This window comes from Pseudomonas sp. B21-035 (genome assembly GCF_024748945.1).
Taxonomy (GTDB): Bacteria; Pseudomonadota; Gammaproteobacteria; order Pseudomonadales; family Pseudomonadaceae; genus Aquipseudomonas.
The window spans coordinates 1,368,522-1,393,994 of the sequence record NZ_CP087179.1; the positions used below are offsets into that span (position 1 = coordinate 1,368,522).

Below are 25,473 nucleotides of genomic sequence, written 5' to 3' on the forward strand. Positions count from 1 at the left end.
AATGAATTAGTTGTGATGCATGGGCCGCTAGCGGGTGAGATACTGCTTACATCACTTTAAACCTGTTCTTACGCTCCCTATGTCTCAACGCAAGATCATCCATATCGACTGCGATTGCTTCTACGCCGCCATCGAAATGCGCGACGACCCGCGTCTGGTCGGGCGGCCGCTGGCGGTGGGCGGTTCGGCGGAGCGGCGCGGGGTGATCGCTACCTGCAACTATGAGGCGCGGGCGTTCGGCGTGCGTTCGGCGATGTCCTCGCACCATGCCCTCAAGCTGTGCCCGGACCTGCTGATCGTCAAGCCGCGCATGGATGCCTATAAAGAAGCCTCGCGGGAAATTCACGGCATCTTTCGCGAATACACTGACCTGATCGAGCCCTTGTCGCTGGACGAGGCTTACCTGGATGTGTCGGAAAGTTCCTGGTTTGCGGGCAGCGCTACACGGATTGCCGCCGATATTCGCCGCCGGGTTGCCCAACAGTTGCATATCACTGTGTCGGCTGGCGTGGCGCCGAACAAATTCCTGGCCAAGATCGCCAGCGACTGGCGCAAGCCCAATGGCCTGTTTGTGGTCACTCCGAATGAAGTCGAAGACTTCGTGGCTGCCTTGCCGGTGAGCAAGCTGCATGGCGTAGGCAAGGTCACCGCCGACAAGATGGGCCGCCTGGGCATCATCACCTGCCTGGAGTTGCGCGACTGGAGTCGCCTGGCCCTGGCCCGTGAATTCGGCAGTTTTGGTGAGCGGTTGTGGGGGCTGGCGCGGGGTATCGATGACCGTCCGGTGCAAAATGACAGCCGGCGTCAGTCGGTCAGTGTCGAAAACACCTACGACACCGATCTGCCTGACCTCGCCAGTTGCCTGGAAAAACTCCCGGAGCTGATGGAAACCCTGGCCGGGCGCATGGCCCGCATCGACGACAGTTATCGCCCGGGCAAGCCGTTCGTCAAAGTGAAGTTCCATGATTTCAGCCAGACCACCCTTGAGCAGTCAGGGGCGGGGCGTGACCTGGGCAGCTATCAACACTTGCTCAGCCAGGCCTTTGCCCGTGGCGGCAAGCCGGTGAGGCTGTTGGGGATTGGTGTGCGCTTGCAGGATTTGCGCGGTGCGCATGAACAGCTGGAGCTGTTCTCTCGGGAGTGAGGAGGGCAGCGCCAGCAGGCTGGCGCTCTCCGGGTACAGCGAAGGTCAGTGCGCGCCAGGGTCGGCAACCAGGCGGCCGGCGTCCTTGGTCAGTGACTTGAGGAATTCCTGTTGCAGCTCCGGATCGTTGCGGGTCAGCTCGATCAGGCTTTGCTCCAGTTCACTGGCTTCTTCTTCCAGGCCCAGCTCCGACAGGCGCTTGACCCGATGCACCCACTGGCTGACTTCGTCGTCTTCCAGATCATCGAAAATCAGTTCGTGGGCTTCCACCAGTTTGCCGCGCAGGCCGGCGCTGATCAGCAGGCTGGCATCGCCACGCACGTTGTTGTCTTCATCGACCACCTGCAGGTGCAGGGTGCCGATGTGGGTCAGGTTCTGCTCGCTGAACGGGCTGTCGAGCAGGTTCAGGTGCAACACGCCATTGCGGTCGGTGGTCAGCTCATGGTCGATCTTGCCGGCCTTGACCGACACCGGCCGCTCGCTCCAGGGGACGCTGGTGTATTCCTGGCGCTTGTCCTTTTGCACTTCGGTGATGCCCGCCAGGTTCTGCTGGGCACGACCGTTGGACTGGGCGTTCATGAACGGGTTGAGGCCGTCGAAGCCATAGCTCAACCAGTCATGGGTCACGCTGTCGGGCAGGTTGCCCAGGGCAAAGACATTGACCACGTTGGCGCCGACACCGGCCACCACCGCCACCGCGCCCAGCGGAATCTCATAGACTTCGCGCCAGGGTTGGTAAGGCGTGTAGCGATCGTAGCGACGGGTAACCTCGAACTCGGTGACTTCGAAGTTCTTCTGTTCGTGGATGCGCACACGCCGTTGCGGCAGCTCGAGTACCTTGGGGTCTCCGACATCGATCTGCAGGCTGTGTTCGAGCAGCTTGCGCTCGATGCGCTCCTCGTGCTCGCTGCGCTGGGACATCTGGTTGGCGCAACCGCTGAGGAGCAGGGCGCCGCACAGTGCGGCGCCCCCCAGGTTGATGGTACTTCGCTTGAACATGATTACTCTTGCGTTGGCTTAGCGACGAATGCGGGCTTGCAGGAACGACAGCACCTCGGCCACTGGCAGCGGCTGTGCGTCACGCTCGGTGCGGTGCTTGTATTCCAGGTTGCCGTCGGCCAGGCCGCGGTCGCTGATGACGATGCGGTGCGGGATGCCGATCAGTTCCATGTCGGCGAACTTGATCCCCGGGCTGGTCTTCTTGTCGCGGTCGTCCAGCAGCACTTCGAAACCGGCAGCGGTCAGCTCGGCATACAGCTTGTCGGTGGCTTCGCGAACCTGTTCGGTCTCGTAGCGCAGCGGCACCAGGGCGATCTGGAAGGGTGCCAGGGTATCGCTCCAGATGATGCCGTTTTCGTCGTAGTTCTGCTCGATGGCCGCAGCCACCACACGCGATACGCCGATACCGTAGCAACCCATGCTCAGGGTTACCGGCTTGCCGTTCTCGCCCAGTACCTGGCACTTGAGTGCCTCGCTGTACTTGGTGCCGAGCTGGAAGATGTGCCCGACTTCGATGCCGCGCTTGATCACCAGGGTGCCCTTGCCATCCGGGCTTGGGTCGCCCTCGACGACGTTGCGCAGGTCGGCCACTTGCGGAACTGGCAGGTCGCGCTCCCAGTTGACGCCGAAGTAGTGTTTGTCGTCGATGTTGGCACCGATGCCGAAGTCGCTCATCAGCGCGACCGAACGGTCGATGATGCATGGCAGCGGCAGGTTCAGCGGGCCGAGGGAACCGGCGCCGGCGCCAATGGCGTCGCGCAGCTCTTCGTCGCTGGCCATGACCAGCGGGCTGGCAACTTCTGCCAGGTTGGCAGCTTTGATTTCATTGAGCTCGTGGTCGCCACGGACGATCAGGGCAATCAGCTTGCCTTCTTCGGCGGCGTGGACGATCAGGGTCTTGACGGTCTTTTCGATCGCCAGGCCATAGTTGTCGACCAGCTGGGTGATGGTCTTGGCGTCCGGGGTGTCGACCAGGCGCAGCTCTTCGGTCGGCGCCGGGCGCACGGTTTCCCGTGGGATGGCTTCGGCCTTCTCGATGTTGGCGGCGTAGTCGGAGCTGTCGCTGAAGATCACATCGTCTTCACCGGACTCGGCCAGCACGTGGAATTCGTGGGAGTAGCTGCCACCGATCGAGCCGGTGTCAGCCTGCACTGGGCGGAAATCCAGGCCCAGGCGGGTAAAGATGTTGCTGTACGCCAGGTGCATGCGATCGTAGGTTTGCTGCAGGGAAGCCGGATCGGCATGGAAGGAGTAGGCGTCCTTCATGATGAACTCGCGACCACGCATCAGGCCGAAGCGCGGACGGATCTCGTCACGGAACTTGGTCTGGATCTGGTACATGTTCAGCGGCAGCTGTTTATAGCTGTTGAGCTCGTTGCGGGCGAGGTCGGTGATGACCTCTTCGTGGGTCGGGCCCACGCAGAACTCGCGACCGTGACGGTCTTTGAGGCGCAGCAGCTCCGGGCCGTACTGTTCCCAGCGGCCGGATTCCTGCCACAGCTCGGCAGGCTGGATGGCCGGCATCAGCACTTCAAGGGCGCCAGCGGCGTTCATTTCCTCGCGGACCACGGCTTCGACCTTGCGCATTACCCGCAGGCCCATCGGCAGCCAGGTATAAAGGCCGGATGCGAGCTTGCGGATCATGCCGGCACGCAGCATCAGCTGGTGGCTGATGACGACCGCGTCGGAAGGGGTTTCTTTTTGAGTTGCGAGCAAATATTGACTGGTGCGCATGGTAGGCCGTTGTCGGTTGCTTAAGACTTTAAATGACCCCGCATTGTACGGGGGCGATTCGGTGGCGTACAGGATGCCGGAGCACGAAGGCGTTGTCAGCCCGAATTCAGACAAGAAAAAGCCCGGCAGTGCCGGGCTCTTTCGTACTGGGGATACTGAAAGCCCGAGGCTTACAGGATGCTCAGCGGGTACTCGACGATCAGGCGCAGTTCGTCGATCGATGGCGAACCGTAGTAAACGCCGTCACCCGAACGGTAGGTGGCTTGACGTACACGCAGGCTCAGGTCTTTGGCCGGACCTTCCTGCAGAACGTACTTGGCCTCGATGTCGCGTTCCCATTCCTTGCCGTTGTCGGTGCCAGTGACGTTGGCACCGGTACCCTTGACATAACGGGTCATGAAGCTCAGGCCTGGAACGCCGTATTCGGCGAAGTTCAGGTCGTAACGTGCCTGGTAGGATTTCTCGTCTTCGGCGTTGAAGTCGGAACGAGCGATGGAGTTGGCCAGGAAAATGGTGCCGCCGCCGTCGATGCCGTAGGCATAGTCGCCGTCACCGGTAACCTTCTGGTAGGCCAGGGTGAAGGTGTGCGCGCCAATGTTGTAGGCGCCCGACAGGCTGAACGCACGGTTATCAAGTTTGTCACCATCGAAGGCGGTAACGTTGGCCTTGCCGTCGCTCTTGGTGTCATAGATGTTGAAGTCGAACACCAGGCCTTGGTTGTCGTTGATCGGCAGTGCCCAGTTGACGTTGGCGTAGTATTTACGCCAGTAGTCTTCGACCTTGGAGTAGTAGAGGCTGGTGCTCAGGGTGTCGGTGAAGGCATAGGTGCCGCCGAACACGTCAGCCTGGGTCAGACCAGGGTTCTTGATCCCGGTAGTGCGGTTCTTGCCACCGATGCTGTCGTGGTAGGACTGCGATTGAGCATTCAGGGCGGTGAAGTGGCCGGCATTCAGCTCAAGGCCTTTGATTTCCTTGCTGGTCACCAGGAAACCTTCGACGGTTTCGGGCAGCAGGCGGCTGTCGTCGGTTGCCAGAACCGGCAGGGCGGTGAACTGGGTGCCGTACTTCAGCACGGTGTCGGAGATGCGGAACTTGACCGCCGCGCCACCTTCGGAGAACGAGTCCTGCGAACGGCCATCTGCGCCCAGCGGGAACTGGCCGGTGCCGGCGCGACCTTTGCCGCTGTCCAGTTTCAGGCCGAGCATGCCGATGGCGTCGACACCGAAACCTACGGTGCCTTGGGTAAAGCCCGACTGGTAGGTGCCGAGGAAGCCCAGGCCGGTTTCTTCAACGCGGCTTTGGTCGCCGTTAGGCACGTTACGGAAGTCACGGCTAAAGTACAGCATGCGGGTTTTGACATTGAGTTTGCTGTCTTCAACAAAACCCTTGGACTCATCCTGAGAAGAGGCCACTGCCAATTGCGAGGTGCCGGCTGCAACAGCCAGGGCGATTATGCTCCACTTCATCACGCGCATCGTGATTTGCTCCTTTGGTTTTTAGGAAGAGTACTGCCGTCGCTGTTTGGTTTTTTTATACAGCGCGGCTCTTTCTTTTTGTGTCGGCGGAAATGTATATCACGCTGACCGGCGTTGGCGATATGCCTGTCGAGAACCTTTCGGTAACTTTACGGTCATGTCGCTAACAGTTATGTCCTTGTCGCAAACCACGCCCCGGGTTTCGCGGGCCGTACAACTCCAGCGCTGTTTCAAGCGGATTAAGGATAGGTAAAAACAATCTAGCCCCTGCCCCCCCGAAACTCCCTGGTTAACCCATGCAGCTGTTGTTATTTGTCGCCGCTCGCTGCATCAGTGCAGAGGGCGTGCCGACCGTGGCGGATGACAATGCAACAAGCGTGCACAAAATCGAACGGCTTCACGAAATTTTCACGCTTTCGCCCTCCGAAGGCCCTCAGGTGCCGGTAAACCGGGGGTCAAAGAACCTTTGGTTCGCGGCTGTCGATCGCAATGGAATAAGGGAAAAAGTTGCCCGTAAAGTCAAAGCGTTACCGTTGAAGGCTAAAGCTGAGTAGTTTGTGGATGTTCACTGGGCGAAACGCCGACGGACGGCTTCATTTTGGTGCGAAAAGTAGCGTTTCCTTGCCCGGGCAGCGTAACACCGACGTACGCCTAGGCCTTTTGGGTGAGGGGAAGGGGCTAAATCGGTGCATTGCTTCATTAATAAGGCAGCAGGCAATGCCCCGACGAGCGATCAGGAGTATCCTGCTGGCAGTGGCTCACGGAGGGTTGTGTGAGCAAGGTATTAAGCTGTTGTAGGAGATTTCGTAGTGTTTGTTCTGGATCAACGTCTTCAACAAGACACCTTTTGCCTGGGGGACTTTCCTCTTTGTCGTCTGTTGCTGAGTAGGGATGGCAACTATCCCTGGTTTATCCTGGTGCCGCGTCGGGCCGAAATCAGCGAATTGTTTCAACTTGATGACAGCGATCAGCAGCAACTCTGGAAAGAAACTAACGCCCTGGCCCAGATCCTCAAGGACGTCTTTGCCGCCGACAAAATGAATGTGGCAACCCTCGGCAATGTAGTTAGCCAGCTACATATGCATGTGATTGTTCGTCATCGTTCTGATCCGGCCTGGCCGGCACCTGTGTGGGGCAATAAACCTGCAATTGAATATGCGCCACAACAGGTGGCTGAGATCCGTTTGCGTCTGGCCGAGGTATTGGTTGACGATTTTCAGTTCGCGGAGGCTTGAATCATGACCCTTGACGCGCGCGTGACCGAGTTGGAAAGCCGGCTGGCCTTTCAGGACGATACCCTGCTGGCCTTGAATGATGTGCTGGTCGAACAGCAGCGCGTCGTTGAGCGCCTGCAGTTGCAGATGGCAGCACTGCTCAAGCGCTATGAAGAGATGGTCGGCCAGTACGAGGCCAGTGAAGAAGAGGCACCGCCGCCGCATTACTGATTCGGGGGCGAAAAAAAACCGCGATGGGCAGTGATGCCGTCGCGGTTTTTTTGTTGCTGCTGATCAGCGCCGTGGGGCGGCGATCACGTCTTCGGCTTGCAGGCCCTTGTCGCGGTTCATCACCGAGAACTCCACGCGCTGGCCTTCGACCAGCACCCGGTGGCCTTCGCCGCGAATGGCGCGGAAGTGGACGAAGATGTCATCGCCCGAATCGCGGGAGATAAAGCCGAAACCCTTGGACGTGTTGAACCACTTCACCGTGCCGGTATCGCGATTGGACATGTCGTACTGGGTGTTCTGGCTACGGGCCACAGCGCTTTTGGCAAAACCGGCAATCAAGTGCAGGATGGTGGCCAGCAGGGCGCAAGCCAGGGCCGGCAGGTTGCCAAGCTCCGGACGGGCCAGCAAGGTCACGGTCTGCAGGATCACGGTAAGCACCAGCAAAGCACTGGCAGCGCGCTGCAGTTGCTGGCGCACGCCCCGGTAGTGCTGCGCGAGCACGGGAGCGATGAGCAGGTTAAGCAGGCCGAAAAGCGCCAGGTAAACCGCCTCCGGTTGCTGCAGGAAGGGTATGGCTTCGGTTCTGAGGCTGGGTATGAAGGACAGCAGCAAAGCTGCAACGCCCGTCAACAGGTGGACGATCTTGAACATGTTGGTTGGCTCACATTGATAAGGCGGATCACAGGAAGAGCTGGCTTCACGGCGCGCACGGGTAAAAAAGCGCAAAAACGTGAGAAGGCCAGCCTATGCGCCCGGGCAATGACAATCGGCGCGGGCGGCACGCTGCCTATTTAACAGCAAAGCCCCAGGCTTCTCAAATCAGCGGCCAACCGTGTGTCGCGCGGCCTGCAGCCTTGTGTCGCAGGCATGAGGCTGCAGGGGTGGAAAACTCTTGGTACAGTGGTTTGTACCCGCTTGATCAGCAAGCACTAAGGAAAGGGGAACTACATGGCAATCGATATCGGTATCAGCGAAGAAGATCGCAAGTCCATCGTCGATGGTTTGTCGCGCCTGTTGTCGGATACCTACGTACTTTATCTGAAGACCCACAACTTTCACTGGAACGTCACCGGTCCGGCCTTTCGTACCTTGCACCTGATGTTCGAAGAGCAGTACAACGAACTGGCCCTGGCGGTCGACTCGATCGCCGAGCGTATTCGCGCGCTGGGCTTCCCGGCACCCGGGGCGTACTCAATCTACGCGCGGCTTTCTTCTATTAAGGAAGAAGAGGGCGTGCCGCCTGCTGACGAAATGATCAAACAACTGGTCGAAGGCCAGGAGGCGGTAACCCGCACGGCGCGCAGCATTTTCCCGCTGCTCGACAAGGTCAGCGACGAGCCGACGGCCGACCTGCTGACCCAGCGCATGCAGGTGCATGAAAAAACCGCCTGGATGCTGCGCTCGCTACTTGAAGGTAAGTAACCGGCAGATTTAACCCTGTTATTCGAATGCCCGAACTTTTGTGCGAAGTTCGGGCATTTCAGTTAGTACGGAAGCACTTTCCGGTGTTTTAAAGTACCGGCTCCAGTGCCGAGTATTCCTACATTCAGAGTTAGGGTGTCTGCTGGCACCGCCACGTTACACAGCGCTTTATTAAGGGCATGTTCCCGCGTGCATAACGCACGCGGGTTTGTTTCCCGGTTAAACAGTGGCGTGGTACGACTATGTCGGCATGGATGAATCGCACGGGGCGCGTAGCCTGCGTGCCGCACAAGGATGGCGTCGACCCTTTCGAGGCCAATTTCAACATGGGCCTGGCCCAGCCGCTGTCGCGGTCGGTGCGCCTCAACGGCTTTGCCACCTGTCTGCGCCTGGAAGAGATCTACTGGACTATTCTTGAACGCATCGCCAAGGCCAATCAGTGCTCGGTCAATGCCGTGTTGTCGTATATCGACCGTGAGGTACACCTGCGTCACGGCGGGGTAAAAAATTTCAGCGGGCTGATCCGCGTGGTCTGCGTGGTCTATTTGCTCGGCTTGCCAGTGGCACGCTAGTCGGTTGCCGGGCTGCACAGCACTCCTTAACCATATATAATCCCGCGCTTTACTGCCCGAACCAGCCTGCGCTGTGGTTAACGAGACACGCCTATGCCCATGTACGACTATCAATGTGCTTCCTGCAACCACCAGTTGGAAGTCCTCCAGAAGCTCAGCGCCGCGCCGCTGACCGATTGCCCGGCGTGTGAGCAGCCAGCGCTGAAGAAGCTGATTTCGGCCCCGGGCTTCCGCCTGGGTGGTACCGGCTGGTACGAAACTGACTTCAAGACCGGTGCGAAAAAGAACCTGGCAGGCGGCGACAAGGCCGACTGAGTTGATTGCACCGGCAGGGTCTTGCACTATTAGCCCTTTGGGGCTGCAAGGCCTCCACTGAACATACGAATGACGAGAAGCGAAACCACCATCATGATGCGCAGCCATTATTGCGGCCAACTGAACGAGAGCCTGGAAGGTCAGGAAATTACCCTTTGCGGATGGGTCCATCGTCGCCGCGACCACGGCGGGGTGATTTTCCTCGATATCCGTGATCGCGAAGGCATGGCCCAGGTCGTTTTCGACCCGGATCGCGCAGAAAGCTTCGCCGCCGCCGACCGCGTGCGCAGCGAATACGTGGTGCAGATTACCGGCAAGGTGCGTCCGCGTCCGGCTGGCGCAGTCAACGCCAACATGGCCTCGGGTGCCATCGAAGTGTTGGGTTATGAGCTGACCGTGCTGAACGAAGCGGAAACCCCGCCGTTCCCGCTCAACGAATACTCCGACGTTGGCGAAGAAACCCGCCTGCGCTATCGCTTCATCGACCTGCGTCGTCCAGAGATGGCCGAGAAGCTGCGTCTGCGTTCGCGCATCACCACCAGCATCCGTCGCTTCCTCGACGAAAACGGCTTCCTCGACGTCGAAACGCCGATCCTTACCCGTGCCACCCCTGAGGGCGCGCGTGACTACCTGGTGCCGAGCCGTACCCACGCCGGCAGCTTCTTCGCCCTGCCGCAATCGCCCCAGCTGTTCAAGCAGCTGCTGATGGTTGCCGGTTTCGACCGCTACTACCAGATCGCCAAGTGCTTCCGTGACGAAGACCTGCGCGCCGACCGTCAGCCGGAATTCACCCAGATCGACATCGAGACCAGCTTCCTCGATGAGTCCGAGATCATGGGCCTGACCGAAAGCATGATCCGCAAGCTGTTCAAGGAAGTCCTGGACCTGGAATTCGGTGAATTCCCGCACATGACTTTCGAAGAAGCCATGCGCCGCTACGGTTCCGACAAGCCTGACCTGCGTAACCCGCTGGAACTGGTCGACGTTGCCGACCAGCTCAAGGACGTCGAATTCAAGGTGTTCAGCGGCCCGGCCAACGATCCGAAGAGCCGTGTTGCCGCCCTGCGCGTGCCAGGTGGCGCGAGCATGCCGCGCAGCCGCATCGACGAGTACACCAAGTTCGTCGGCATCTACGGTGCCAAGGGCCTGGCCTACATCAAGGTCAACGAGCGCGCCAAGGGCGTTGAAGGCCTGCAGTCGCCGATCGTCAAGAACATCCCTGAGGCCAACCTCAACGTGATCCTCGATCGCGTTGGTGCGGTCGATGGCGACATCGTGTTCTTCGGCGCCGACAAGGCCAAGATCGTCAGCGAGGCGCTGGGCGCCCTGCGTATCAAGGTCGGTAACGATTTCAACCTGCTCACCTGCGAGTGGGCCCCGATGTGGGTGGTTGACTTCCCGATGTTCGAAGAGAACGACGACGGCAGTTTCACCGCGCTGCACCACCCGTTCACCGCGCCAAAATGCAGCCCCGAAGAGCTCGAGGCCAACCCGGCCACCGCCCTGTCGCGTGCTTACGACATGGTCCTCAACGGTACCGAGCTGGGTGGCGGTTCGATCCGTATCCACCGCAAAGAGATGCAACAGGCGGTCTTCCGTCTGCTGGGTATCGAAGCGGCTGAACAGGAAGAGAAGTTCGGCTTCCTGCTCGACGCCCTGAAGTTCGGCGCACCGCCGCACGGCGGCCTGGCCTTCGGCCTTGACCGTCTGGTGATGCTGATGACCGGCGCCCAGTCGATTCGCGAAGTCATTGCCTTCCCGAAAACCCAGAGCGCCGCGTGCGTCATGACCCAGGCCCCTGGCCTGGTCGATGCCAAGGCCCTGCGTGAGTTGCATATCCGTCTGCGCGAACAGCCCAAGGCTGAGTAAGCGGGCCCCGGGCGCATCCAGATGGATGCGCCTTTGCGTTAAGGCGCATGAATTTAAAGGTCTCGGCCGGGCGTGAGCGCGGCCGCGGCGTGGCATTGTTACAAAGGATTCGGAGTGCGTTATGGCAGGTCATTCCAAGTGGGCAAACATCAAGCACCGCAAAGAGCGCCAGGATGCCAAGCGAGGCAAGATCTTCACCAAGTGGATTCGTGAGCTGACCGTTGCCGCCAAGCAGGGCGGAGGCGATCCTGCCTCCAACCCGCGCTTGCGCCTGGCCCTGGACAAGGCGTTGGGGGCGAACATGAGCCGCGACATCATCGACCGGGCGGTTGCCCGCGGTGCTGGCACGGCCGAAGCCGACAACGTCGAAGAGCTCAGCTACGAAGGTTACGGCCCGGGCGGCGTGGCGATCATGGTCGAGGCCATGACCGACAACCGCAACCGTACCGCCGCCGCTGTGCGTCATGCCTTCAGCAAATGCGGCGGCAACCTGGGGACTGACGGCTCGGTGGCTTACCTGTTCGAGCGCAAGGGCCAGATCAGCTTCGCCGCCGGCGTCGACGAAGACGCGCTGATGGAAGCGGCGATGGAGGCCGATGCCGACGACGTGGTCAGCAACGAAGATGGCTCGTTCGAGGTCTTCACCTCGTTCAACAGCTTCTATGCCGTGCGCAACGCCCTGGAAGAGGCCGGTTTCAAGGCCGCTGACGCGGAAATCGTCATGCAGCCGACCACCAGCGCCGAACTCGACCTGGACGGCGCACAGAAGGTGCTCAAGCTGATCGACATGCTTGAAGACCTGGACGACGTACAGAACGTCTACTCCAATGCCGAAATTCCTGACGAAGTCATGGAACAGCTCGGCTAGTCTCAAGTTGTTCATTTAGGTGGGAGCGAGCTTGCCTCGCGATGCGATTGGGTGGTAGTGCGCAATCGCGGGGCAAGCCCGCTCCTACCGGCCCGAGGCCGGATCTGCCTGCAGTTGCATTGCACCTGCGAGCCGGTCCGGCTTCTGTTTTTACTATGGCGCAAAGACGTATGACTCTGATTCTTGGCATCGACCCCGGCTCGCGCATTACCGGCTATGGCGTGGTGCACCACAGCGGGCGGGGTTGCGAGTACGTGGCTTCGGGCTGCATTCGTACCGGCGCCGGCGAGCTGCCCGAGCGCCTGCAGATCGTCTTTCGCGGCGTGCGCGAAATCATCCGCCAGCACGGCCCGGTGACCATGGGCATCGAGCGGGTGTTCATGGCGCGCAACGCCGACTCGGCGCTCAAGCTCGGCCAGGCCCGCGGCGCGGCGATCGTCGCGGCTATCGAAGAAGGCCTGGAAATCGCCGAGTACAGCGCCACCCAGGTCAAGCAGGCGGTAGCCGGCACCGGTGGGGCCAACAAGGAGCAAGTGCAGATGATGGTCATGCACCTGCTGAAACTGACGCAAAAGCCGCAGATCGATGCCTCCGACGCCCTGGCCATCGCCTTGTGCCATGCCCATACCCGCTCAAGCCTGGTGCCCCACGGCCTGGGTACGGCGCGCAGTCGCAGCGGGCGCTTGCGGCTCTGATAGCATCATCTGCTGAAACAAATTTTGCCTGGGCAATGCCATCGGCCATTGCATTTGCTGTTAGGGTTGACCGGTCGCTTGCCGGTACCCATGAGGAAGGATCGGAACGTGATTGGACGTTTGCGCGGCACCCTGGCTGAAAAACAGCCGCCGCACCTGATTGTCGACGTCAACGGCCTGGGCTATGAGCTCGAAGTGCCGATGACCACCCTGTACCGCCTGCCCAAGGTTGGCGAAGTGGTGACCTTGCACACCCACCTGGTGGTGCGCGAAGACGCCCACCTGCTGTATGGCTTCCATGAAAAGCGCGAGCGCGAGCTGTTTCGCGAGCTGATCCGCCTCAATGGCGTGGGGCCCAAGCTGGCCCTGGCATTGATGTCGGGCCTGGAGGTCGACGAACTGGTACGCTGTGTCCAGGCCCAGGATGCTTCGGCCCTGGTCAAGGTGCCGGGGGTTGGTAAAAAGACCGCCGAACGCCTGCTGGTCGAACTCAAGGACCGCTTCAAGGCCTGGGAAACCTCCCCGGCCATGTTTGCCCTTGTGCCCAATGGTCCACTGCCGATTGCCAGCGTTTCCAGCGCCGAGGCCGATGCCGTCAGCGCGCTGATTTCCCTGGGCTACAAGCCCCAGGAAGCGAGCAAGGCGGTCGCCGCCGTGGATGCCAAGGGCCTGAGCAGCGAAGAGCTGATCCGTCGCAGCCTGAAGGGAATGATCTAAGTGATTGAAGCCGATCGACTGATAGCCGCCACCGGGCGCGACCGTGAAGAGGTCCAGGACCGGGCGATCCGCCCATTGCGCCTGGCCGAATACATCGGCCAGCCGGTGGTGCGTGAACAGATGGCGCTGTTCATCCAGGCCGCCCGCGGGCGCAACGAATCCCTCGACCACACCCTGATCTTCGGCCCGCCGGGCCTGGGCAAGACCACCCTGGCCAATATCATTGCCCAGGAAATGGGCGTGTCGATCAAAAGCACTTCCGGGCCGATCCTCGAGCGCCCGGGTGACCTGGCCGCGTTGCTGACCAACCTTGAGCCGCACGATGTGCTGTTCATCGACGAAATCCATCGCCTGTCGCCCATCGTCGAAGAAGTGCTGTACCCGGCCATGGAAGACTTCCAGCTCGACATCATGATCGGCGAGGGGCCGGCGGCGCGTTCGATCAAGCTCGACTTGCCGCCGTTCACTCTGGTCGGCGCCACCACCCGTGCCGGCATGCTGACCAACCCGCTGCGTGACCGCTTCGGCATCGTCCAGCGCCTTGAGTTCTACAACACCGAGGACCTGGCGACCATCGTCAGCCGTTCCGGTGGCATTCTCGGCCTGCCCATTGAAGACGAAGGTGCCTTCGAGATCGCCCGCCGCGCCCGTGGCACGCCACGGATTGCCAACCGCCTGCTGCGGCGGGTGCGCGACTACGCCGAGGTGCGTGGCAAGGGCCACATCACCAAGCCGGTGGCCGACATGGCGCTGAACCTGCTGGACGTCGACGAGCGCGGTTTCGATCATCAGGACCGGCGCTTGCTGCTGACCATGATCGAGAAGTTCGACGGCGGCCCGGTGGGGGTCGACAGCCTGGCCGCGGCCATCAGCGAAGAGCGTCACACCATCGAAGACGTGCTCGAGCCCTACCTGATCCAGCAGGGCTACATCATGCGCACGCCACGGGGCAGGGTGGTGACCCGGCATGCCTACCTGCATTTCGGCCTGAACATTCCCAACCGCCTGGGCGAATCGATCAGCGGCGAGGGTTTTTCCGCCCAGACCGATGAATGACAGATTTATCCAGCGTTTCTGTGGTCCTATCCGCGGGCATGCCTCAGTCGCGCTGGCAATACGACATAATCGATGAAAAACAGTTGCCGGGGCGGATTGGCAAGCTGAGGAGTTAGCACTAGAGTATGCGCGCGCAAAACGAGCTAGAGCCGTTCGCACATCGTTGTCGTGTCTATTACGAAGATACCGATGCCGGCGGCGTGGTGTATTACGTCAATTACCTGAAATTCATGGAACGTGCCCGCACCGAGCGGTTGCGTGACCTGGGCTTTGCCCAGTCGGCACTGGCGCAGGACAACCTGCTGTTCGTGGTCCATTCCAGCGAGGCGCGCTATCACGCGCCAGCGCGGCTGGACGACGAGTTGCGGGTTACCGCGCAAGTGCTTGAATTGAACCGCGCCAGCCTGCGCTTCGTGCAGCAGGTGTGGCGCGAAAAAGATGCAACGCTGCTCTGTGAGGGGCAGTTCCTGGTGGCCTGTGTGCGCGCCGATACTTTCAAACCCCGGGCCATCCCCCAAGCGCTGCGCGCGGCCTTTGCCGAGGCGGGCGATCCGGGTACTCATTCAAATGCAGGAGATTAAGCGTGGAAGCTAACGTCGTCGACCATACCTCCATGTGGAGCCTGGTCAGCAATGCCAGCATCGTGGTGCAGCTGGTCATGCTGATTCTGGTGGCCGCATCGGTAACGTCATGGATCATGATTTTCCAGCGCAGCACCATGCTGCGCGCCGGTCGTCGTGCGCTGGACAGCTTTGAAGAGCGCTTCTGGTCGGGTATCGACCTGTCCAAGCTGTATCGTCAGGCTGGCAGCAACCCGGACCCGGATTCGGGTGTAGAGCAGGTGTTCCGCGCCGGCTTCAAAGAGTTCTCGCGTCTGCGCCAACAGCCAGGCGTCGACCCGGACGCGGTCATGGAAGGCGTTGGCCGGGCCATGCGCGTAGCCATCTCCCGTGAGGAAGAGAAGCTCGAGCAGAGCCTGCCGTTCCTCGCCACCGTCGGTTCCACCAGCCCGTACATCGGCCTGTTCGGTACCGTCTGGGGCATCATGAACTCCTTCCGTGGCCTGGCCTCGGCGCAGCAAGCGACCCTGGCCACCGTGGCCCCGGGTATCGCCGAAGCCCTGATCGCCACCGCGATCGGCCTGTTCGCCGCGATCCCTGCGGTTATTGCCTACAACCGTTTCGCTGCCCGCAGTGAAGTCTTGATCGGCCGTTACTACACGTTCGCCGACGAGTTCCAGGCCATCCTGCACCGTAAAGTGCACACCAGCGAAGAGTGATCAGGTAAAAGCCCATGGCCCGAGTTCGCCACAAACGCAAGCCGGTCGCCGAAATGAACGTGGTGCCATACATCGACGTGATGCTGGTACTGCTGGTGATTTTCATGGTGACCGCACCGATGCTCAACCAGGGCGTGAAGGTCGACCTGCCCAAGGTTTCCAGTGAAGCCTTGCCGCAGGACAACAACACCCAGGTCCTGACCATTTCGATCAAGGCTGACAAGACCTACTACTGGAACCTTGGCAGTGAAGTCGACACCGACAAGCAGATGGACAAGGCCATGACCTTGCCGCAAATGACCGACGCCGTGACCAAGATCATCAGCGCCGGCCGTGACCAGGGCAAGCAGACCCAGGTCTTCATCCGTGGCGACAAGTCCGTCGACTACGGCGCGGTCATGGGTGCCATGGGCGGGTTGCAGAAGGCAGGTGTCGGTAACGTTGGCCTGATTACCGAGGCGCCCTGATGCAACAGCGAGAGCCATCCGCCTCGGAAAGCTATTTCTGGCCCAGTGTCTGGGCCATTGCGCTGCACGTTCTGGTGTTCGGCATGCTGTTCGTCAGCTTTGCCATGACCCCGGAGCTGCCGCCGGCCAAGCCTATTGTCCAGGCAACCCTGTACCAGCTCAAATCCAAGAGCCAGGCCACCACCCAGACCAATCAGAAGATTGCCGGTGAGGCCAAGAAGACTGCTTCGCGTCAAACCGAAGAAGAACAGATGGAACAGAAGAAGGTCGAGCAGCAGGCAGTGAAGGCTGCGGAACAAAAGAAAGAAGAAGCGGCTCAAAAGGCCGAAGAGGCGCGAGCCGAAGCTGAAGCGAAGAAAGCCGAACAGGCCGAGAAGGCCGAGGAAGCGAAGAAAACCGCCGAAGCCAAGAAAGCCGAAGAGGCGAAGAAGGCTGCCGAGAAGCAACAGGCTGACATCGCCAAGAAGAAGGCCGAAGAGGAAGCCAAGAAAAAGGCTGACGAAGAGGCCAAGAAGCAGGCGGCTGAAGAAGCCAAGAAAAAAGCAGCCGAGGACGCCAAGAAGAAGGCGGCCGAGGACGCCAAGAAAAAAGCAACGGCTGAAGAGGCGAAGAAGAAAGCCGCCGAAGACGCCAAGAAGAAAGCCGCAGCTGATGCGGCCAAGAAGAAGGCACAGGATGCAGCCCGCAAGGCGGCGGAAGACAAGAAAGCCCAGGCCCTGGCCGAGCTTCTGTCCGATACCACCGAACGGCAGCAGGCCCTGGCTGACGAGCAGGGTGACCAGGTAGCCGGCGATTTCGACGACCTGATCCGTGCACGTGCGGCCGAGGGCTGGGCACGTCCGCCTTCTGCGCGCAAGAACATGACGGTGGTCCTGCAGATCGGCATGTTGCCGGACGGCACCATTACCTCGGTGAGCGTAGCCCGCTCCAGTGGTGACGGTCCGTTTGACAGCTCGGCTGTGGCAGCGGTCAAGAACATTGGTCGTTTAACCGAAATGCAGGGCTTGAAACCGAGCGAATTCAATCCCTATCGTTCATTCAAGATGACATTCACACCTGAGGATCTAGCCTTGTGATTAACCTTCTTCGAGGACTGCTGGTCGTTCTCTGCTGTGCAGCAGGGTTGGCCGTAGCAGATGAAAAGAACATTCTGGTCACCAGCGGCAGCGATCGCGCCACGCCGATCGCGGTCGTGCCGTTCGGGCTGCAGGGCGGCAGCGTGCTGCCTGAAGACATGGCTGACATCATCGGCAATGACCTGCGCAACTCCGGTTATTACTCGCCGATCCCGCGCCAGAACATGATCAGCCAGCCGAGCCAGGCCAGCGAAGTGATCTTCCGTGACTGGAAAGCCCTGGGCGCCCAGTACGTGATGGTCGGCAGCATCGTTCCGTCCGGCGGCCGCCTGCAGGTGCAGTACGCGCTGTTCAACGTCGCCACCGAGCAGCAAGTGCTGACCGGCAGCGTCTCGGGCAGCGTCGATCAACTGCGCGACATGTCGCACTACATCGCCGACCAGTCGTTCGAAAAGCTCACCGGCATCAAGGGTGCATTCTCTACCCGCATGCTTTACGTGACCGCCGAGCGCTTCTCGACCAACAACACCCGTTACACCCTGCAGCGTTCGGACTACGACGGTGCGCGGGCGGTAACCCTGCTGCAGTCGCGTGAGCCGATCCTGTCGCCGCGCTTTGCACCAGACGGCAAGCGCATTGCCTACGTGTCGTTCGAGCAGAAGCGTCCGCGCATCTTCGTCCAGCATATCGATACCGGTCGCCGTGAGCAGATCACCAACTTCGAAGGCCTCAACGGTGCGCCAGCCTGGTCGCCGGATGGTTCGCGCCTGGCGTTCGTGCTGTCCAAGGACGGCAACCCGGACATCTACGTGATGAACATGGGTTCGCGCCAGCTGTCGCGCGTGACCGCAGGCCCGGGTATCAACACCGAACCGTTCTGGGGTAAAGATGGCTCGACCATCTACTTCACCTCCGACCGCGGTGGTAAACCACAGATCTACAAAACCAATGTTTCCGGTGGTGGTGCAGAGCGGGTAACTTTCGTGGGTAACTACAACGCCAACCCTAAACTGTCGGCGGATGAAAAGACCCTGGTGATGATTCATCGCCAACAAGGTTTCACCAACTTCAAAGTGGCTGCACAAGATTTGCAACGCGGCAGTGTAAAGATTCTCTCGGAAACAAGTCTTGATGAGTCACCCACTGTTGCGCCCAACGGCACCATGCTAATCTACGCCACCCGCCAGCAGGGCCGGGGAGTCTTGATGCTCGTCTCTCTCAACGGACGCGTGAGGCTCCCGCTTCCTACCGCTCAAGGCGAAGTCAGAGAACCGTCCTGGTCCCCTTACCTGAACTGACGCGGCGCTTTACGTTTTACTTAACACACTGGGGTTCATTAGGAGTTTCACGATGGAAATGCTGAAGTTTGGTAAGTTTGCTGCGCTGGCTCTGGCCATGGCCGTAGCTGTAGGTTGCTCCTCGAAAGGCGGCGACGATGCTGGTCAAGGCCAGGTTGATCCTAACGCTGGCTACGGTGCCAACACTGGCGCTGTTGACGGCAGCCTGAGCGAAGAAGCTGCTCTGCGCGCAATCACCACCTTCTACTTCGAATACGACAGCTCGGACCTGAAGCCAGAAGCCATGCGCGCTCTGGACGTTCATGCCAAGGACCTGAAAGGCAACGGCGCTCGCGTCGTTCTGGAAGGTAACACCGACGAGCGTGGTACTCGCGAATACAACATGGCTCTGGGCGAGCGTCGTGCGAAAGCCGTTCAACGCTACCTGGTACTGCAAGGCGTTTCTCCTGCCCAGCTGGAACTGGTTTCCTACGGCGAAGAGCGTCCAGTTGCTACCGGTAACGACGAGCAGTCCTGGGCTCAGAACCGTCGCGTCGAACTGCGTAAGTAATTCGATATGCGAACGTGCCGTCGTGCTGTAACCGTCCTGGCTCTCACCCTGCCTCTCATGGCCTGGGCTGAGGTTCCTGTTGTTGATGACAACGCAGGCTATAGCGGCGCAAGCAGCTATCCGCCTGCGGGTTATGGTACGAACGGCGCCTATGCCGGGGGAGGGGTTACGGCCCCTGCCTCGGCACAGGGCCAGCTGTTCATGCAACTGCAGCAAATGCAGGAGCAGATAGCGCGTCAACAAGGCGTCATTGAAGAGCTGCAAAATGACGTGTCACGCATGAAACAGGAGAGCCTGGAGCGTTACCAGGACCTGGATCGGCGTATCGGAAGCGGTGTTGCACCTGCCGCCACTCCGCCCAATTCCCCAGCCGGTGGCGAAGCCGCCGGTGCTGCTGCAGGCGCTGCCACCGGTGCTGCCACCGGCCAGCAGCCTGCCGCCAGCAGCGAACCTGGCGATCCGGCGAAAGAGAAGCTCTATTACGACGCTGCTTTCGACCTGATCAAAGCCAAGGATTTCGACAAGGCCAGCCAGGCGTTCAACGCCTTCCTGCGCAAGTACCCGAACAGCCAGTATGCCGGCAACGCCCAGTACTGGCTCGGTGAAGTAAACCTGGCCAAAGGTGACCTGCAAGCGGCAGGGCAAGCCTTTGCCAAAGTGAGCCAGCTGTATCCCAAGCACAACAAGGTGCCGGATTCGCTGTACAAGCTCGCCGACGTGGAACGCCGCCTGGGTCACACCGACCGGGTCAAGGGCATTCTCCAGCAGGTGGTTACCCAGTACCCGGGTACCTCGGCTGCACAACTGGCCCAGCGCGATTTGCAAAAGCTCTGAACCAGCCGTTTTAAAAGAAACCCGCGCTAGTCGCGGGTTTTTTCGTTAGAATCACTGCCCTTTTATGAAACACGCTGCTGCGAACTACGCGATGACGGGTTCTCAGCAGTGCCTGACGGAGGCGGACAGCCTGTTTAGCTGTTACGCCCGTGGCGACTATGCAAGACACATTACGCATTACCGAAGTTTTTTACTCTTTGCAGGGTGAAACGCGTACCGCTGGGCTGCCCACGGTATTCGTCCGCCTCACCGGCTGCCCGCTGCGTTGCCAGTATTGCGACAGCGAGTACGCATTCAGTGGCGGCAGCATCCGCACCCTCGACTCGATCCTCGACCAGGTCGCCGGCTTCAAGCCGCGCTATGTCTGCGTCACCGGCGGCGAGCCGCTGGCCCAGCCCAATGCCATCCCTTTGCTCAAGCAGCTGTGCGACGCCGGTTACGAGGTTTCGCTGGAGACCAGTGGCGCCCTGGATATTTCCAGGGTCGACACCCGGGTCAGTCGCGTGGTCGACCTGAAAACCCCAGGCTCCGAGGAAGTTCACCGCAACCGTTACGAGAATATCGAGCTGCTGACCCCGAATGACCAGGTCAAGTTCGTTATCTGTTCCCGTGAAGACTACGATTGGGCGGTGTCCAAGCTCATTCAATATGGCCTGGAAAAACGCGCTGGCGATGTCCTCTTCTCGCCCAGCCACCACCAGGTGAGTGCCACCGACCTGGCCGACTGGATCGTGGCCGATAATTTGCCGGTTCGTTTCCAGATGCAGCTGCACAAACTGCTGTGGAACGACGAACCGGGACGCTGACAGGAGTGATGCAATGACTGAGAAACGTGCGGTAATTCTGCTTTCCGGCGGCCTCGACTCGGCCACTGTTGTTGCCATGGCCAAGGCCGAGGGCTACAGCTGCTACACCATGAGCTTCGACTACGGCCAGCGCCACCGCGCCGAGCTCAACGCCGCAGCGCGGGTTGCCCGCGACCTGGGCGTGGTCGAACACAAGGTCATCGGCCTGAGCCTGGACGGTATTGGCGGCTCGGCCCTGACCGACAGCAGCATCGATGTACCTGAAGCGCCGAGCGAAGGCATCCCGGTCACTTACGTGCCGGCACGCAATACGGTGTTCCTGTCCCTGGCCCTGGGCTGGGCAGAGGTACTGGAAGCCCGCGATATCTTCATCGGCGTCAATGCTGTGGACTATTCCGGTTATCCGGATTGCCGCCCGGAGTTCGTCGAGGCGTTCGAGCGCATGGCCAATCTGGCTACCAAAGCCGGTGTCGAAGGCAACGGCTTTCGCATCCAGGCACCGCTGCAGAACCTCAGCAAGGCGCAGATCGTCCAGGCCGGCATGGCCCGCGGGGTGGATTACAGCCTGACCGTTTCCTGCTATCAGGCCGACGATCAAGGCCGTGCGTGCGGCAAATGTGACAGCTGCCGCCTGCGCGCCGACGGCTTTAAAGCCGCCGGTGTAGAGGACCCGACCAGATATTTTTAAATTATTTTGCGATGGGGTGTTGATTTCCTGTTAGAAATCAGTATTATACGCGCCATCCAACGGGTCGTTAGCTCAGTTGGTAGAGCAGTTGGCTTTTAACCAATTGGTCGTAGGTTCGAATCCTACACGACCCACCATACGCTGTAAGAGAAAGCCCGCGTCCTGCAAAGGTCTCGGGCTTTTTCGTTTCCTACCTATCAGAACGCGTAGGTCGCCGACAGAATCGCCGAACGCGCATCGCCGTACTCTATGGCCGAAGAACGCGCATCGGTGCCGTTCTGCTGGCGCACACGCTCAACGTAATCCTTGTCGAACAGGTTGTTGACGTTCAGCTGCAGGTCGAGGTCTTCGTTGACCCGGTACGCCACCATGGCGTTGTGCAGCCAGTAGGCGTCAAGCTTGGCGCTGGTGCTGGAGGTGACGTTGCGTTCGCTGACATAACGCGCGCCATAGCCCAGGGTCCAGCCGGCCGGCAGCTGGTAAGTGGTCCACAGGTTCAGCGAGCGCGGCGGGGTGTTGCCCAGGGCCTGGCCTTCACGGGCGATACCGGCTGCAGTGTTGGCGGCCTTGAGGGTTTCACTGTCGAGGAAGGTGTAGTTGGCGAACACATCCCACTGCTCGGTGATATGCCCGGTGACCCCGACTTCGACGCCCTGTACACGCTGCTTGCCGGCCAGTTGGGTGGAGCCGTCGGCCATGGTTTCGCGGGCGTTGGTCTTTTCTACCCGAAACAGCGCCGCGTCCAGTTCCAGGCGCTTGTCGAGCAGCTCCCATTTGGTCCCCAGTTCCCAGGTTTCGTTCTTTTCCGGGGCGAGGTTTTCGGTGGCCGCGCTCAGGCCGCCGCCGGTGGAGGCCAGGCTCTCTGCCGAAGGGTTGAAGGAGTTGCCCCAGGCCAGGTAGATACGCCCGTTCTCAGTCGGTTTGTAGACCAGCCCGGCACGGCCACTGAGTTTCTCGTCGGTGGAGTCGAAGTCGGAGGTGCGTACATGCCCGGCGTCGTAGCCTTGGGCCTGACCTTTGAACTTGTCGTAGCGCAGGCCCAGGTTCAGGTCCCATTGCTCATGCAGGGCAATGGTGTCGAAGATGTACAGCGCCTGGTTGGTCAGCTCGGTGTCGGTGTAGCTGCTGGTGGCCTTGTTGGCCGGCCCCGACCAGTGCCCCGGCGGGTTGCTCAGATCATAACCATTAGCGGGATACAGGGCGTTGCTCAAGCCGTAGCCGTAGGTCTTCAGGTCCATGGTTTCGCGTGACACTTCCATGCCGGTGACCAGGTCATGGCGCATGCCCAGCAGCTTGAAGTTGCTGATCAGATTGGTCTGGTTGATCCACATTTCGGTGGTCGCATCGCGCCCGTAGCCCTGGGGGCCGGCGGGGCGATAGCGGCCAGGCGGCAGGCCGGTGGTGTTGACGTGCGAAGCCGAAACCGTGGTATCGCGGGCAATGTGGCTGTAGCGCGTAAGGTTTTGCAGGCGCAGGTTGTCGTTGAAGTCGTGTTCGAAGTTGGCGGTGAACGAGCTTTGCTCGATCTCTTCCTTGTCGAGGTTCTTCCAGCCGAAGTAGTCTTCGCGGCTGACGCCGGCCAGGCGTTTGCCGTCCAGGGCCGGTACGCCGTAGTCGGGCAGGTTGTCATCGACCTGGTGGAAGGCGCTCAGGGTCAGGCGCGTGGATTCGCTCAGGCCCAGGCGCAGCGATGGGGCGAGCCCCCAGCGTTCACGGTCGATCTGTTCGCGGCCGGCCACATCGTTCTGGTGGCCCATGAGGTTGATGCGAAACGCGCTGTCATGCCCTACGCCCTCCAGCGGCTGGTTGCTGTCCAGGGTCATGCGGTAGTAGCTGTCGGTGCCGACACCGCCGCCCAGGCGGGTGAAGGCCTGGTCCTGGGGCTGCTTGCTGATGATGTTGATGCTGCCGCCGGTGGTGCCGGCACCGCCGAACACCGAGTTGGGGCCTTTGATGACTTCGACCTGCTCGACATTGAAGGTGTCGGTGCGGTTGGTCTGGGCGCTGTCGCGCAAGCCGTCGATCTGGATATTGCTGTTGGCCGAGAAGCCGCGGATGTTGATGCTGTCGCCCGAGCCGCCACCGCCTTCGCCGGCGTTGAAGGTGATGCCGGAGACGTTGGACAGTACCTGGCGCAGGCTCAGGGCCTGCTGCTCCTTGATTACCTGGGAGGGCACCACGGTGATGGTCTGCGGGGTGTCGAGCAGGGTGGTGGTGTACTTGCCCGACGCCGAGCGTTCAGTCTTGTAGTCGCTGCTGGCCTTGGCATCGATGTTGATATTGCCCAGCTCCATAGGCGGGCTGGACGCCTTCTCGGCGAGCGAATAGCTTGATGTTGAAGCGACGGCAAGGCCCAGCGCTGAAGCCATGAAGGAATGCGATGAACGACCACGAGCAAGTTGGCAAGACATGTAAAGTTTCACCCCAGTGAAAATTAAATGTAAGTGTTTATGAGAATTATTAGCAGTTACGCTGCCGATGATAATCTCGCCGCTTACCTTTCTTGCAGCTGTAGGTGTTTCGACATGTTTCTGGAGCGAACCATGACAACCAGGCAGAGTTCCAGCATCATGGTGCCACTTCGAACTCAAAGATGACCCGCCTCCGTCGTGAGGCCGGCATAAGGCTTTTACCCGTAATGACCCAAGAACACGCCCAGCAGCCTTCCCAGTCGCCGCCACTGATCTCGGTCGTCGCTCCTTGCTACAACGCCGAGAAGTACCTTGAGGCCGCGCTGCAGAGCATCTTTGCCCAGGATTACCCCAACTTCGAGGTGATCATTGTCGACGATGGCTCGACGGACAACAGCCTTGCCATGCTCCGGGCGCTGCAGGACACCTACGCTTTCACCCTGCTGACCCAGCACAATCAGGGCGTCAGTGCCACGCTGAACAATGGCCTCAAGCATGCCCGGGGCGTGTATGTGTCCACTCCGGACCTGGACGACATCATGCTCCCGCATTCGCTCAGCGTCAGGGCCAGGTACCTGGACGAGCACCCCGAGGTCGGCTGCGTCGGCGCCCTGATCGCCTACATGGACAGCGATGGCGCCGAAACCAAGACCCAGCAGCGCACCGAGGTAAAGACCTTCAGCTTCGACCAGATCGTCCGCGAGGCAGTGGTCATCGGTGCGCCGGGCGCGTTGTACCGCATGCAGGCGATGCGCGCGGCGCAGTTCTACGACCCGGCGATCAAGGTCCAGGATTTCCAGATCACCCTCAGGATCGCCAGCAAGGGCTACCAGATTCACGAGTTGCCGGTGTGCGTGACGCGCTATCGCCGCCACCCCAACAACCTGTCGCGAAAGTTCAAGGTCCTGCTGGATGCCGATATGCTGGCGATGGCGCCCTTCAAAACGCATCCCGGCTATCAGCAGGGCAGGACGGTGCTGATCAACAAGGCATTGAAGTATGCGGTGGTCGCCGACAAGAAATTTGCCTGGCAACTGTTGCGCTCGATCCCGCTACGCCATTACAACCGCACCACATTCAAACGCCTGAAGCGCCTCGTACTGCACCGTTGATCAGCAAGGACCCCTTTGTGAAGTTATTCGACCTCTTGAAACAGCGGCGTGAGCGCAAACGACTGCGCTCGATGGACAAGCTTGAGCGTGCAGCAGAAAAGATCAGGCTGCGTTACCCACGTTATAGCGTCGGGGTGGGCACCTACGGGATTCCGGAAGTTGTCGAGTTCGGTGACGATACAGTGCTGAAGATCGGTTCCTACACCTCGATCGCAGCGGGCGTACAGATACTGCTCGGCGGTGAGCACCGTACCGACTGGCTGACCACTTACCCGTTCCCGGCCATGGTCGATGCCGTCAAGGACATCAAGGACTATGCGCCGAGCAAGGGCGATGTGGTGATCGGCAGCGACTGCTGGATCTGCACCAACGCGGTGATCCTCTCGGGCGTGACCATCGGCCATGGCGCGATTGTCGCCGCCGGTGCGCTGGTGACCCGCGATGTGCCGCCGTTTGCGGTGGTCGGCGGCAACCCGTGCAAGCAGATCAGGTGGCGGTTTGACGAAGAAGTGCGCAACACCTTGCTCGAAGCGGCCTGGTGGGACTGGCCCATGGATGAAGTCAAAGCTGTCTCGCGGATGCTCAGCAGCTCGGACCTTGATAGCTTTCTTGCCTACATCAAGGCCCGTAACGGCTGACAG

Annotated in this window: 28 protein-coding genes and 1 tRNA gene; 24 read left to right on the forward strand and 5 right to left on the reverse strand. The window is 60.3% G+C overall.

Annotated elements, in window-relative coordinates:
- The first annotated feature begins 79 nt into the window (after positions 1-79).
- The gene (gene dinB, locus LOY22_RS06230; RefSeq protein ID WP_258596854.1) at positions 80-1,144 is read left to right on the forward strand and encodes a DNA polymerase IV; all 1,065 of its coding nucleotides are present in this window, start codon (positions 80-82) and stop codon (positions 1,142-1,144) included.
- Between the two features lie 45 nt (positions 1,145-1,189).
- Here the strand turns inward: dinB and LOY22_RS06235 are convergent, their stop codons facing one another.
- The 3 genes from LOY22_RS06235 to LOY22_RS06245 all read right to left on the reverse strand — a co-directional run bounded on the left by LOY22_RS06235 (position 1,190) and on the right by LOY22_RS06245 (position 5,352).
- Entirely contained in the window at positions 1,190-2,143 is a 954-nt protein-coding gene (locus LOY22_RS06235; protein ID WP_045193550.1) for a lipoprotein, read from the reverse strand.
- Positions 2,144-2,161: 18 nt separating this feature from the next.
- Complete coding sequence (locus tag LOY22_RS06240; protein WP_045193549.1) at positions 2,162-3,877, reverse strand: proline--tRNA ligase; 1,716 nt, start codon at positions 3,875-3,877, stop codon at positions 2,162-2,164.
- A gap of 170 nt (positions 3,878-4,047) precedes the next feature.
- Positions 4,048-5,352, reverse strand: a complete 1,305-nt coding sequence (locus LOY22_RS06245) for an OprD family porin (RefSeq protein WP_045193547.1) — start codon at positions 5,350-5,352, stop codon at positions 4,048-4,050.
- Positions 5,353-5,648: 296 nt separating this feature from the next.
- On the opposite strand from LOY22_RS06245, the gene LOY22_RS06250 reads away from it, so the two are divergent.
- The 3 genes from LOY22_RS06250 to LOY22_RS06260 all read left to right on the forward strand — a co-directional run bounded on the left by LOY22_RS06250 (position 5,649) and on the right by LOY22_RS06260 (position 6,797).
- Positions 5,649-5,906 carry a hypothetical protein gene (locus LOY22_RS06250; protein WP_213602202.1) on the forward strand — a complete coding sequence of 86 codons (258 nt, stop codon included), beginning with the start codon at positions 5,649-5,651 and terminating at the stop codon, positions 5,904-5,906.
- A 255-nt stretch (positions 5,907-6,161) separates the two neighbouring features.
- Positions 6,162-6,587 (forward strand): HIT domain-containing protein, encoded by a 426-nt coding sequence (locus LOY22_RS06255; protein WP_045193546.1) that lies wholly within the window; start codon positions 6,162-6,164, stop codon positions 6,585-6,587.
- Between the two features lie 3 nt (positions 6,588-6,590).
- Entirely contained in the window at positions 6,591-6,797 is a 207-nt protein-coding gene (locus LOY22_RS06260) for a SlyX family protein (protein ID WP_093386494.1), read from the forward strand.
- Between the two features lie 63 nt (positions 6,798-6,860).
- Here the strand turns inward: LOY22_RS06260 and LOY22_RS26900 are convergent, their stop codons facing one another.
- Complete coding sequence (locus LOY22_RS26900; protein WP_045193545.1) at positions 6,861-7,448, reverse strand: cold-shock protein; 588 nt, start codon at positions 7,446-7,448, stop codon at positions 6,861-6,863.
- Between the two features lie 297 nt (positions 7,449-7,745).
- Here LOY22_RS26900 and LOY22_RS06270 point away from each other — a divergent pair, with 297 nt between their 5' ends.
- The 18 genes from LOY22_RS06270 (at position 7,746) to LOY22_RS06355 (ending at position 21,446) form a co-directional block, all read left to right on the forward strand.
- The gene (locus LOY22_RS06270; RefSeq protein ID WP_045193544.1) at positions 7,746-8,219 is read left to right on the forward strand and encodes a Dps family protein; all 474 of its coding nucleotides are present in this window, start codon (positions 7,746-7,748) and stop codon (positions 8,217-8,219) included.
- A gap of 242 nt (positions 8,220-8,461) precedes the next feature.
- A complete protein-coding gene (locus LOY22_RS06275; RefSeq protein ID WP_045193543.1) occupies positions 8,462-8,791 on the forward strand; it encodes a ribbon-helix-helix domain-containing protein in 330 nt (109 codons plus the stop codon).
- A gap of 93 nt (positions 8,792-8,884) precedes the next feature.
- Positions 8,885-9,106, forward strand: a complete 222-nt coding sequence (locus LOY22_RS06280) for an FmdB family zinc ribbon protein (RefSeq protein ID WP_045193542.1) — start codon at positions 8,885-8,887, stop codon at positions 9,104-9,106.
- Positions 9,107-9,199: 93 nt separating this feature from the next.
- On the forward strand, positions 9,200-10,975 hold the full coding sequence (gene aspS, locus LOY22_RS06285) for an aspartate--tRNA ligase (RefSeq protein ID WP_045193709.1): 1,776 nt from the start codon (positions 9,200-9,202) through the stop codon (positions 10,973-10,975).
- Between the two features lie 121 nt (positions 10,976-11,096).
- On the forward strand, positions 11,097-11,843 hold the full coding sequence (locus LOY22_RS06290; protein ID WP_093386489.1) for a YebC/PmpR family DNA-binding transcriptional regulator: 747 nt from the start codon (positions 11,097-11,099) through the stop codon (positions 11,841-11,843).
- A gap of 170 nt (positions 11,844-12,013) precedes the next feature.
- The gene (gene ruvC / locus LOY22_RS06295; protein WP_093386484.1) at positions 12,014-12,538 is read left to right on the forward strand and encodes a crossover junction endodeoxyribonuclease RuvC; all 525 of its coding nucleotides are present in this window, start codon (positions 12,014-12,016) and stop codon (positions 12,536-12,538) included.
- A gap of 108 nt (positions 12,539-12,646) precedes the next feature.
- The gene (gene ruvA / locus LOY22_RS06300; RefSeq protein WP_010223195.1) at positions 12,647-13,255 is read left to right on the forward strand and encodes a Holliday junction branch migration protein RuvA; all 609 of its coding nucleotides are present in this window, start codon (positions 12,647-12,649) and stop codon (positions 13,253-13,255) included.
- Positions 13,256-14,311, forward strand: coding sequence for a Holliday junction branch migration DNA helicase RuvB (gene ruvB / locus LOY22_RS06305; protein WP_045193539.1), 1,056 nt, complete (start codon positions 13,256-13,258; stop codon positions 14,309-14,311).
- Positions 14,312-14,436: 125 nt separating this feature from the next.
- A complete protein-coding gene (gene ybgC / locus LOY22_RS06310; protein WP_045193538.1) occupies positions 14,437-14,892 on the forward strand; it encodes a tol-pal system-associated acyl-CoA thioesterase in 456 nt (151 codons plus the stop codon).
- A 2-nt stretch (positions 14,893-14,894) separates the two neighbouring features.
- Positions 14,895-15,590: a protein TolQ gene (tolQ, locus tag LOY22_RS06315; protein WP_010223192.1), complete on the forward strand. Its 696-nt coding sequence runs from the start codon at positions 14,895-14,897 to the stop codon at positions 15,588-15,590.
- 14 nt (positions 15,591-15,604) lie between these two features.
- Entirely contained in the window at positions 15,605-16,057 is a 453-nt protein-coding gene (gene tolR, locus LOY22_RS06320; protein WP_045193537.1) for a protein TolR, read from the forward strand.
- Positions 16,057-17,133: a cell envelope integrity protein TolA gene (gene tolA, locus LOY22_RS06325; RefSeq protein WP_093386479.1), complete on the forward strand. Its 1,077-nt coding sequence runs from the start codon at positions 16,057-16,059 to the stop codon at positions 17,131-17,133. Before tolR ends, tolA begins: the two co-directional genes overlap by 1 nt.
- A complete protein-coding gene (gene tolB / locus LOY22_RS06330; RefSeq protein ID WP_045193535.1) occupies positions 17,130-18,431 on the forward strand; it encodes a Tol-Pal system beta propeller repeat protein TolB in 1,302 nt (433 codons plus the stop codon). The genes tolA and tolB overlap by 4 nt, the downstream gene beginning before the upstream one ends.
- Before the next feature lie 52 nt (positions 18,432-18,483).
- On the forward strand, positions 18,484-18,981 hold the full coding sequence (pal, locus tag LOY22_RS06335) for a peptidoglycan-associated lipoprotein Pal (RefSeq protein WP_010223188.1): 498 nt from the start codon (positions 18,484-18,486) through the stop codon (positions 18,979-18,981).
- 6 nt (positions 18,982-18,987) lie between these two features.
- Entirely contained in the window at positions 18,988-19,815 is an 828-nt protein-coding gene (gene ybgF / locus LOY22_RS06340) for a tol-pal system protein YbgF (protein ID WP_045193533.1), read from the forward strand.
- Positions 19,816-19,973: 158 nt separating this feature from the next.
- On the forward strand, positions 19,974-20,621 hold the full coding sequence (gene queE, locus LOY22_RS06345; RefSeq protein ID WP_093386470.1) for a 7-carboxy-7-deazaguanine synthase QueE: 648 nt from the start codon (positions 19,974-19,976) through the stop codon (positions 20,619-20,621).
- A gap of 13 nt (positions 20,622-20,634) precedes the next feature.
- A complete protein-coding gene (gene queC / locus LOY22_RS06350) occupies positions 20,635-21,309 on the forward strand; it encodes a 7-cyano-7-deazaguanine synthase QueC (protein ID WP_045193531.1) in 675 nt (224 codons plus the stop codon).
- Positions 21,310-21,370: 61 nt separating this feature from the next.
- Positions 21,371-21,446: transfer RNA gene (locus LOY22_RS06355), tRNA-Lys, on the forward strand.
- Positions 21,447-21,506: 60 nt separating this feature from the next.
- Here the strand turns inward: LOY22_RS06355 and LOY22_RS06360 are convergent.
- Entirely contained in the window at positions 21,507-23,603 is a 2,097-nt protein-coding gene (locus LOY22_RS06360; protein WP_408980938.1) for a TonB-dependent receptor, read from the reverse strand.
- A gap of 344 nt (positions 23,604-23,947) precedes the next feature.
- Here LOY22_RS06360 and LOY22_RS06365 point away from each other — a divergent pair, with 344 nt between their 5' ends.
- The gene (locus LOY22_RS06365) at positions 23,948-24,832 is read left to right on the forward strand and encodes a glycosyltransferase family 2 protein (RefSeq protein WP_093386460.1); all 885 of its coding nucleotides are present in this window, start codon (positions 23,948-23,950) and stop codon (positions 24,830-24,832) included.
- Between the two features lie 17 nt (positions 24,833-24,849).
- Positions 24,850-25,470, forward strand: coding sequence for a CatB-related O-acetyltransferase (locus LOY22_RS06370; RefSeq protein WP_045193528.1), 621 nt, complete (start codon positions 24,850-24,852; stop codon positions 25,468-25,470).
- Positions 25,471-25,473: the final 3 nt, after the last annotated feature.